Source organism: Brevibacillus brevis, from assembly GCF_022026395.1.
In the GTDB taxonomy this organism is placed as follows: Bacteria; Bacillota; Bacilli; order Brevibacillales; family Brevibacillaceae; genus Brevibacillus.
Genome location: NZ_CP041767.1, coordinates 1 through 7500, shown reverse-complemented (window position 1 = coordinate 7500; position 7500 = coordinate 1). Strand labels below are relative to the sequence as shown.

Sequence of the window (7500 nt, the reverse complement as noted above, 5' to 3'; positions counted from 1 at the left end):
GGGAGAGACGGATTCGAACCGCCGAACCCGGAGGGAGCAGATTTACAGTCTGCCGTGTTTAGCCACTTCACTATCTCCCCAAGCTTGTCCTTCAAAAGCAAACCTTATTCAGCTTTCAAAGAAAAAGTGGTGCCGGCAATAGGACTTGAACCCACAACCCCCTGATTACAAGTCAGGTGCTCTACCAATTGAGCTATACCGGCGTGTTTGTTATAAATGGTGGCTCGGGACGGAATCGAACCGCCGACACGAGGATTTTCAGTCCTCTGCTCTACCGACTGAGCTACCGAGCCTCAAGCGTAATTGTTTCGCCATCGCTTGAGAAAAATGGCGGAGCTGACGGGACTCGAACCCGCGACCTCCGGTGTGACAGACCGGCGTGAACTCCAACTTCACCACAGCTCCATGTAAAACATTCAGTTATTAAAAGTGGTGGAGGCTGACGGGATCGAACCGCCGACCCTCTGCTTGTAAGGCAGATGCTCTCCCAGCTGAGCTAAGCCTCCGCTATTCCCAACAAAGTGACGTCAATGCTTTGAAGCATATTCCGAGTACTTTGTTGGGGCCCCTTATTATCAGGGCTTTTTGCTAGGTGACCCGTAGGGGATTCGAACCCCTGAATGACAGCGTGAAAGGCTGCTGTGTTAAACCGCTTCACCAACGGGCCATTTGAATGGCTCCTCGGGACGGACTCGAACCGCCGACCGATCGGTTAACAGCCGATTGCTCTACCAACTGAGCTACCGAGGAATGATGATGTTTTAGAATGGTGGAGCTGAACGGGATCGAACCGATGACCTCCTGCTTGCAAGGCAGGCGCTCTCCCAACTGAGCTACAGCCCCATTCTAATGCTTTCGTGACACAGTTGTCATGTCAGCTATGTAAGTGGTGGTGGGCCTAGGCTGACTCGAACAGCCGACCTCACGCTTATCAGGCGTGCGCTCTAACCAACTGAGCTATAGGCCCGTAATTACTTCCGGAACTTTAATCTATCACACTTTTAAGTTCATTGCAATAGAAAATTTGATATTTTTTTATTGCGTGGGTGAACTTTTTTGTGAAAGACGAGTTTAACAAAAGCACAATCTATTATAAGTCAGTTCATCATATATTTCAAATGTGTTTTTAAATTTTCATTAAGAAAAAAGCTTGCCCGGTAAAGGACAAGCTTTTCTTCGTCGCAATTAAATATCAAGATCGCGTACATTTGCTGCGTATTGTTCAATAAACTCCCTGCGAGGCTCTACTTCGTCACCCATCAGTGTCTCAAACACCATATCGGCATCCATAGCATCCTGGAGATCTACCTGAAGCAACGTACGAACTTCTGGGTCCATTGTAGTCTCCCACAATTGATCCGCGTTCATCTCACCTAGTCCTTTATAGCGTTGGACGTTTGGCTTCGGTTGTGCCTTTAAGGTAGCGAGAACCTCATCACGCTGCTTGTCGGTATAAGCATAGTGCAGCGTCTTCCCTTGCTTGATGCTGTAAAGAGGCGGCTGCGCAATATAAATATACCCCGCTTCGATCAACTGTTTCATGTAACGGAAGAAGAACGTCAGCAGAAGCGTACGGATATGCGATCCGTCGACGTCGGCGTCCGTCATAATGACGACTTTATGGTAACGTGCCTTTGAAATATCAAAGTCTTCACCGACACCTGTTCCCAAAGCCGTAATAATAGCACGGATCTCGTTGTTGCCGAGAATTTTGTCCAAACGTGCTTTTTCTACGTTCAATACCTTCCCGCGAAGAGGAAGAATGGCTTGGAAATGACGATCGCGTCCCATCTTTGCAGAACCGCCCGCAGAGTCACCCTCTACAATGAACAGTTCAGATTCGGATGCGTCCTTGGAAGAGCAGTCCGCCAGTTTACCCGGCAAAGCACTTACTTCCAGGGCACTCTTGCGACGAGTCATTTCACGTGCTTTTCGAGCTGCCTCACGGGCACGAGATGCCATGAGCGCTTTTTCCACAACTTTTTTGGCTACACCCGGATTTTCTTCCATAAAGGTGTTAAAACGGTCACCAAAGACAGACTCGGTAATGCTGCGCGCTTCCGAGTTGCCCAGCTTCGTTTTTGTTTGTCCTTCAAACTGAGGCTCTTGAATTTTTACGGAGATAATCGCGGTAATACCTTCACGCACATCGTCCCCGGAAAGATTCGGATCCTTTTCCTTCAGGAAGTTAAACTTGCGGCTGTAGTCGTTGATAACACGCGTAAGAGCCGTTTTAAATCCGGTTTCGTGAGTACCACCCTCATGCGTATTGATGTTATTGGCAAAAGAGTAGATGTTGCTCACATAGCTGTCGTTGTACTGAAGGGCAACCTCCACGACAAGACCTTCTTTTTCCCCTTCGCAATAAATCACATCATCATGCAGGGCTTCCCGGTTTTTATTCAAGTATTCTACGAACTGGATGATACCGCCCTCGTAGTGGAAGGACTCTTCCTTCTGCTGATCTGGGCGTGTATCCTTCAGCGTAATGCGCAATCCTTTGTTCAGGAACGCCAGCTCGCGAATACGTTTTTGCAAAATCTCGTACTCAAATACAGTTGTTTCGGTAAAAATAGTCGGGTCGGGCTTGAAGGTTACTTTTGTTCCCGTTTCATCGGTCTCGCCTACGACAGCAAGATCGGCATCCGGTGCACCTACTGTAAAGCGCATGTAGTATATCTGGTTATTTTGTTTAACCTCGACTTCCATCCATTCGGATAGCGCGTTCACTACCGAGCTACCGACCCCGTGAAGACCACCGGACACTTTGTATCCGCCACCGCCGAATTTACCACCGGCGTGCAATACAGTCAAAACGGTTTCAACAGTGGATTTCCCGGTCTTTTCATGAATGCCAGTCGGGATTCCTCGACCGTTATCGGTTACAGATACGGAGTTGTCTGGATGAATGACCACCAAGATCTCGTCGCAATAACCGGCCAGCGCCTCGTCAATGGCATTGTCGACAATCTCCCATACCAGGTGATGCAAACCTCGGCTGCTGGTCGACCCGATGTACATGCCGGGACGTTTCCGAACTGCCTCTAACCCTTCCAGTACCTGAATCTGACTCGCATCGTAGTTTGTATCTTTCGTCGTCACTTGATCCACTACTCTGTCAACTCCTCCACTTCAGCTTGTACAAAGGGAAACTGATCCAAGCTGTCCACGAACTGAGCGCGTCGCTTCAGCGTCAGAGAAGAAATAGGTGAACAGTAAATGGCGCTCTGGGTGATTACATAAGACTTCGTTTCTTCCTCACTATGGTCAACAACTGTTTTACTTTTTTCAAGTAAGAACGCTTTATTGATTTTTGAGGATTTCACAGTCTGATGATCGAGGATGGAAATAACTTCCTTCGTGCTCACCACAGTATCTCCACCAATGTGAATAAACATCCCTGTACCCCCTACCTTTCTCCGGAGATTTTCCCTTCCCTCACGTAAAAACGAGAGGCTTGCTGGAGAACCTGATGCTTTAAGCCTTCCACACCTGTGGTACTTACAAACGTCTGTACTCGATCCTGAATGGTTTCGAGCAGCAATGTTTGCCGATGTTCATCCAACTCTGACAAGACATCATCCAACAACAGAACGGGGTATTCTCCCACTTCTTCTTTAATCAGCTCAATTTCGGCCAATTTAATGGACAGCGCACTGGTGCGTTGCTGTCCCTGGGAACCATACGTTTGCACATCCATGTTGTTCACTTTAAGTGAAAAATCATCACGGTGTGGCCCAATAAGGGTGTTCCCCCGCATGATTTCCCGGTCGCGAACCTCTTCGTAGGCAGCAAGCATTTTATCTACAGCTTGATCTATCGTCATCTCTTCTGTAACGGGCGATGAGTTAACGTAATGCAAAGAAAGTCTTTCCCTGCCATCGGTAATGCCAGTGTGGATTTCCTGTGCCCACGTCTCCAACTTCCGAATGAACTCAAAACGCTTCCGTAACAATTTTACCGCTAAATCGGCTAATTGGGTATTCCAAATTGCCAGCATTTCCAGCGAGTTACTTTTTTTCATGGCCAAATCCTTTAAAAGCTGATTTCGCTGGGCCAGCACTTTGTTGTAATTGCTCAAATAATAAAGATACGTAGGTGAAACTTGACCGATTTCCATATCGATGAAGCGTCTGCGCTGGGCAGGTGCGCCTTTGACAATGGAAAGATCCTCGGGTGCAAACATGACGACATTCAATGCCCCCACATAGGCGCTCAGCTTCTGCTGTTCCATTCCGTTGATTTTGGCCCGCTTTCCCTTGGTTGTCAACTGCAGCTCTAAACGAACAGAACCGTAGCGACGAAGAACATCGCTACGGATCGTGGCATAATCGGCATCCCAGGAAATTAGCTCCTTGTCGCGGGGCGTTCGGTGGGATTTGGCGAGTGCCAAAACATAGATCGATTCGAGAGCATTCGTTTTCCCTTGAGCGTTGTTGCCAATAAACAACTGGATGGGACCGTCAAACGACAGGGACATCGTTTCGTAGTTGCGATAATTGGTTAGCGACAGGTTCTTGAGAAACAAGAATCACGCTCTCCTCTCAGGGGCGTACCACTTGATAGCGACCATAGCCTTCAATCGCCACTTCATCGCCAGGATATAGCTTGCGTCCACGTCTGTTGTCCAGCTCTCCATTAATCTGGATCGGAACCTCAGCCAAAAAAGCTTTGGCCATTCCCCCCGTGTCAATGATTTCAGCCAGCTTCAAAAATTGGCCGAGAGCAATATAGTCTGTGCTTATGGAAACCTCACGCATGGCTTGGCTCCTTTCTTTTACGTAAAAACATTTTAGTACGTACGAACCGGCAAAATCAAATGGAGCATCCAGTCATGATCGGTCGGACGAATCACAAATGGACTCATCGGGCCGCTAAAGCTCGCTTTGATTTCTGCGCTATCGATTGCACGCAGCGCATCGATCATGTATTTGGCGTTGAAGGAAATTTTCAATTCTTCGCCATTCATTGCTTTTGGCATCAAAATGTCCGTTACTTTCCCGATCTCAGGTGCATTGGACGTAATTTCGACGGTTCCATCAGGCATCGTAACGAGCTTGACTACGTTCGATTTGCCTTCGCGGCTCAACAAGGAAGCGCGCTCGATGGATTGCAAAAACTCCTTGGTGCTAACGGTGATCTCCGTTTTGCTTCCTTGTGGAATAATTCTGGTCGTGTCCGGATAGGTTCCTTCCAAGAGACGGGAATAGAACAGGATATGCTTGGACTTCACCAGGATTTGATTGTCCGCAACAACGATATCTGCGAGATTTTGGTCGTCATCTAATATTTTTACCAATTCATTGCAGCTTTTACCCGGAACAACCACGTTGTGGAAAGAAAGATCCTCTGGGCATTCGACCATTGCGGTACGACTAGCCAAGCGATGGCTGTCTGTTGCCACAAAACGCAATTTGCCTTGATCAAGCGACCACATTAAACCGGTCAAGATCGGACGCATCTCGGAAGTGGAAACACCAAAAACAGTCTGACGAATCATTGCCTTCAGTAAATCACAGGGAACACTGAAGACTTTATCTTCTTCCAGATGCGGCAGCTGTGGATATTCGTTGGCATCCATTCCGTTAATGGTGAACTCAGCTTGTCCGGAACGAATTTTGGTTACGAGACGATCATCCACTTGAATATCGATTTCATTGCTTGGCAGTTTGCGCACGATTTCGCTGAAAATACGTGCAGTCAACACAATGCTACCAGGTTGATGTACGGTAACTCCCCATTCTCCGGCTTCTTCCATCGGGATCTGAACTTCAATAGACACATCAGAATCGCTTGCTGTCAGTGTCAAACCTTCATCATCCGTTTTGATTTTAATCCCGGTCAAAATTGGAATCGTAGTTCTGCTAGAAACTGCTTTGCTAACATGCGATACGGCGTTCGACAGCTTTTCACGCTGAACGGTAATATGCATCGACGTGAGCCTCCCTCTCCGGCGCCATTATTTTGGTTGGAATCTGCATAATGGCTGCGCCTTTATCATAACTTATTAGGATAAATCTTTTTAACAGAAGTAGTAATAGGGCCTGTGGATTTGTGGATATGTGGGTCCATTACGTAAAAGAGAGCCTATACACATGTGGGTAAGTTGTGTATAGGCTTTTTGCGTTATGCACAGGTTTAATGGTTTGCTTTTAACTTTTCAATGAGCGACTGAATGGTTGTTTGCATATGAGGGTCATTTGCCAGTGCACGAGAGATTTTCTCATGGGCATGGATGACTGTCGTATGGTCACGGCCGCCAAATTCATCACCGATTTTCGGCAAGGAGGCATCCGTCAGCTCTCTGGAGAGATACATCGCAATCTGACGGGGGAAAGCGACGGTTTTTGTCCGTTTTTTCGCCTTGAAATCTTCTAGTTTCAGGCTGAACGCTTCTCCGACCGTTCGTTGGATGTCCATAATGGTAATCACGCGTGGGCGGGAGGAAGGAATAATGTCTTTCAGTGCTTCCGCCGCCAGCTGCGTGTCGATATCTCGATTAATCAAGGAGGAGTAGGCAACGACACGAATCAGTGCGCCTTCCAGCTCGCGGATGTTGCTGTCGATCTGGTTGGCAATGTACGCCATTACCTCATTAGGGATATCGAGATTTTCTGCTTTCGCCTTTTTGCGCAAAATCGCAATCCGCGTTTCGAGGTCTGGCGGCTGAATATCAGTAATCAGCCCCCATTCGAAGCGTGAGCGGAGGCGATCCTCCAGCGTCGGGATCTCCTTAGGAGGTCGATCGGAGGAGATGATGATTTGTTTGCTTTCTTCATGCAAGGCATTGAACGTATGGAAAAACTCTTCTTGTGTCGACTCTTTGCCTGCCAAAAACTGAATGTCATCAATTAAAAGAACGTCAACACTCCGGTATTTATTGCGGAATTCGACGGCTTTGTTATCACGAATCGAGTTGATGAATTCATTGGTGAATTTCTCAGACGACAAATAGACCACTTTCGCCGATGGGTTGTGCTGAATGACATAATGGCCAATTGCATGCATTAAGTGGGTTTTGCCAAGTCCGACTCCTCCGTAAATGAAGAGGGGATTGTAAGCTTTCGCAGGAGCTTCAGCAACCGCAAGAGATGCGGCGTGAGCGAATCGATTCCCTGAGCCGATGACAAACGTGTCAAAGGTGTATTTGGGATTTAAGATACTGGGTGGCTGGTCATCCGCGACTGTTGGCGGTTCGCTCATTTTCACCCGTGGGGCAGGTTGTTCGTCGGCAAAAGCCGCATCAGGATTTTGCATCGCGACGAACTTTACTTTCATATTGATACCCGTCACTTCATATAGTGTATCGGTAATCAGTTGTGCGTACCTGGTTTCTAGCCAATCACGAGCAAAGTCGTTTGGTGCGACGACGATCAGTGCATCTTCTTCTAATGTAGTTGCCTTTGTCGCCTTCAGCCAGGTATCAAAACTGGGTTTGCTTAGCGATTTTTCTATCTTGGCGAGTACTTTGCGCCATAGTTCGCTAATCGCTGCATCCAA

The 7500-nt window shown here is 47.6% G+C and carries 6 protein-coding genes and 9 tRNA genes (1 of these 15 only partly in view); all 15 read right to left on the bottom strand.

Going from position 1 to position 7500, the window contains the following annotated elements; translation table 11 throughout:
* Positions 1-80, bottom strand: a tRNA-Tyr gene (locus FO446_RS00075) (it extends 5 nt beyond the left edge of the window).
* A 47-nt stretch (positions 81-127) separates the two neighbouring features.
* A tRNA-Thr gene (locus FO446_RS00070) sits at positions 128-203 on the bottom strand.
* A 14-nt stretch (positions 204-217) separates the two neighbouring features.
* A tRNA-Phe gene (locus tag FO446_RS00065) sits at positions 218-293 on the bottom strand.
* A gap of 35 nt (positions 294-328) precedes the next feature.
* Positions 329-405 (bottom strand) — tRNA-Asp (locus FO446_RS00060).
* A 25-nt stretch (positions 406-430) separates the two neighbouring features.
* Positions 431-506: transfer RNA gene (locus FO446_RS00055), tRNA-Val, on the bottom strand.
* 87 nt (positions 507-593) lie between these two features.
* Positions 594-667 (bottom strand) — tRNA-Glu (locus FO446_RS00050).
* A 7-nt stretch (positions 668-674) separates the two neighbouring features.
* A tRNA-Asn gene (locus FO446_RS00045) sits at positions 675-750 on the bottom strand.
* A 17-nt stretch (positions 751-767) separates the two neighbouring features.
* Positions 768-843: transfer RNA gene (locus tag FO446_RS00040), tRNA-Ala, on the bottom strand.
* A gap of 47 nt (positions 844-890) precedes the next feature.
* Positions 891-967 (bottom strand) — tRNA-Ile (locus FO446_RS00035).
* Between the two features lie 218 nt (positions 968-1185).
* Positions 1186-3111, bottom strand: a complete 1926-nt coding sequence (gene gyrB, locus FO446_RS00030) for a DNA topoisomerase (ATP-hydrolyzing) subunit B (protein WP_173612522.1) — start codon at positions 3109-3111, stop codon at positions 1186-1188.
* Positions 3111-3398: an extracellular matrix regulator RemB gene (remB, locus tag FO446_RS00025; RefSeq protein ID WP_016739359.1), complete on the bottom strand. Its 288-nt coding sequence runs from the start codon at positions 3396-3398 to the stop codon at positions 3111-3113. The genes gyrB and remB overlap by 1 nt, the downstream gene beginning before the upstream one ends.
* Positions 3399-3409: 11 nt before the next feature.
* Positions 3410-4528, bottom strand: coding sequence for a DNA replication/repair protein RecF (recF, locus tag FO446_RS00020; protein ID WP_173612521.1), 1119 nt, complete (start codon positions 4526-4528; stop codon positions 3410-3412).
* 16 nt (positions 4529-4544) lie between these two features.
* The gene (gene yaaA / locus FO446_RS00015) at positions 4545-4760 is read right to left on the bottom strand and encodes a S4 domain-containing protein YaaA (protein WP_012683786.1); all 216 of its coding nucleotides are present in this window, start codon (positions 4758-4760) and stop codon (positions 4545-4547) included.
* 32 nt (positions 4761-4792) lie between these two features.
* Positions 4793-5932, bottom strand: a complete 1140-nt coding sequence (gene dnaN, locus FO446_RS00010) for a DNA polymerase III subunit beta (RefSeq protein WP_173612520.1) — start codon at positions 5930-5932, stop codon at positions 4793-4795.
* A 206-nt stretch (positions 5933-6138) separates the two neighbouring features.
* A complete protein-coding gene (dnaA, locus tag FO446_RS00005; protein ID WP_017246844.1) occupies positions 6139-7500 on the bottom strand; it encodes a chromosomal replication initiator protein DnaA in 1362 nt (453 codons plus the stop codon).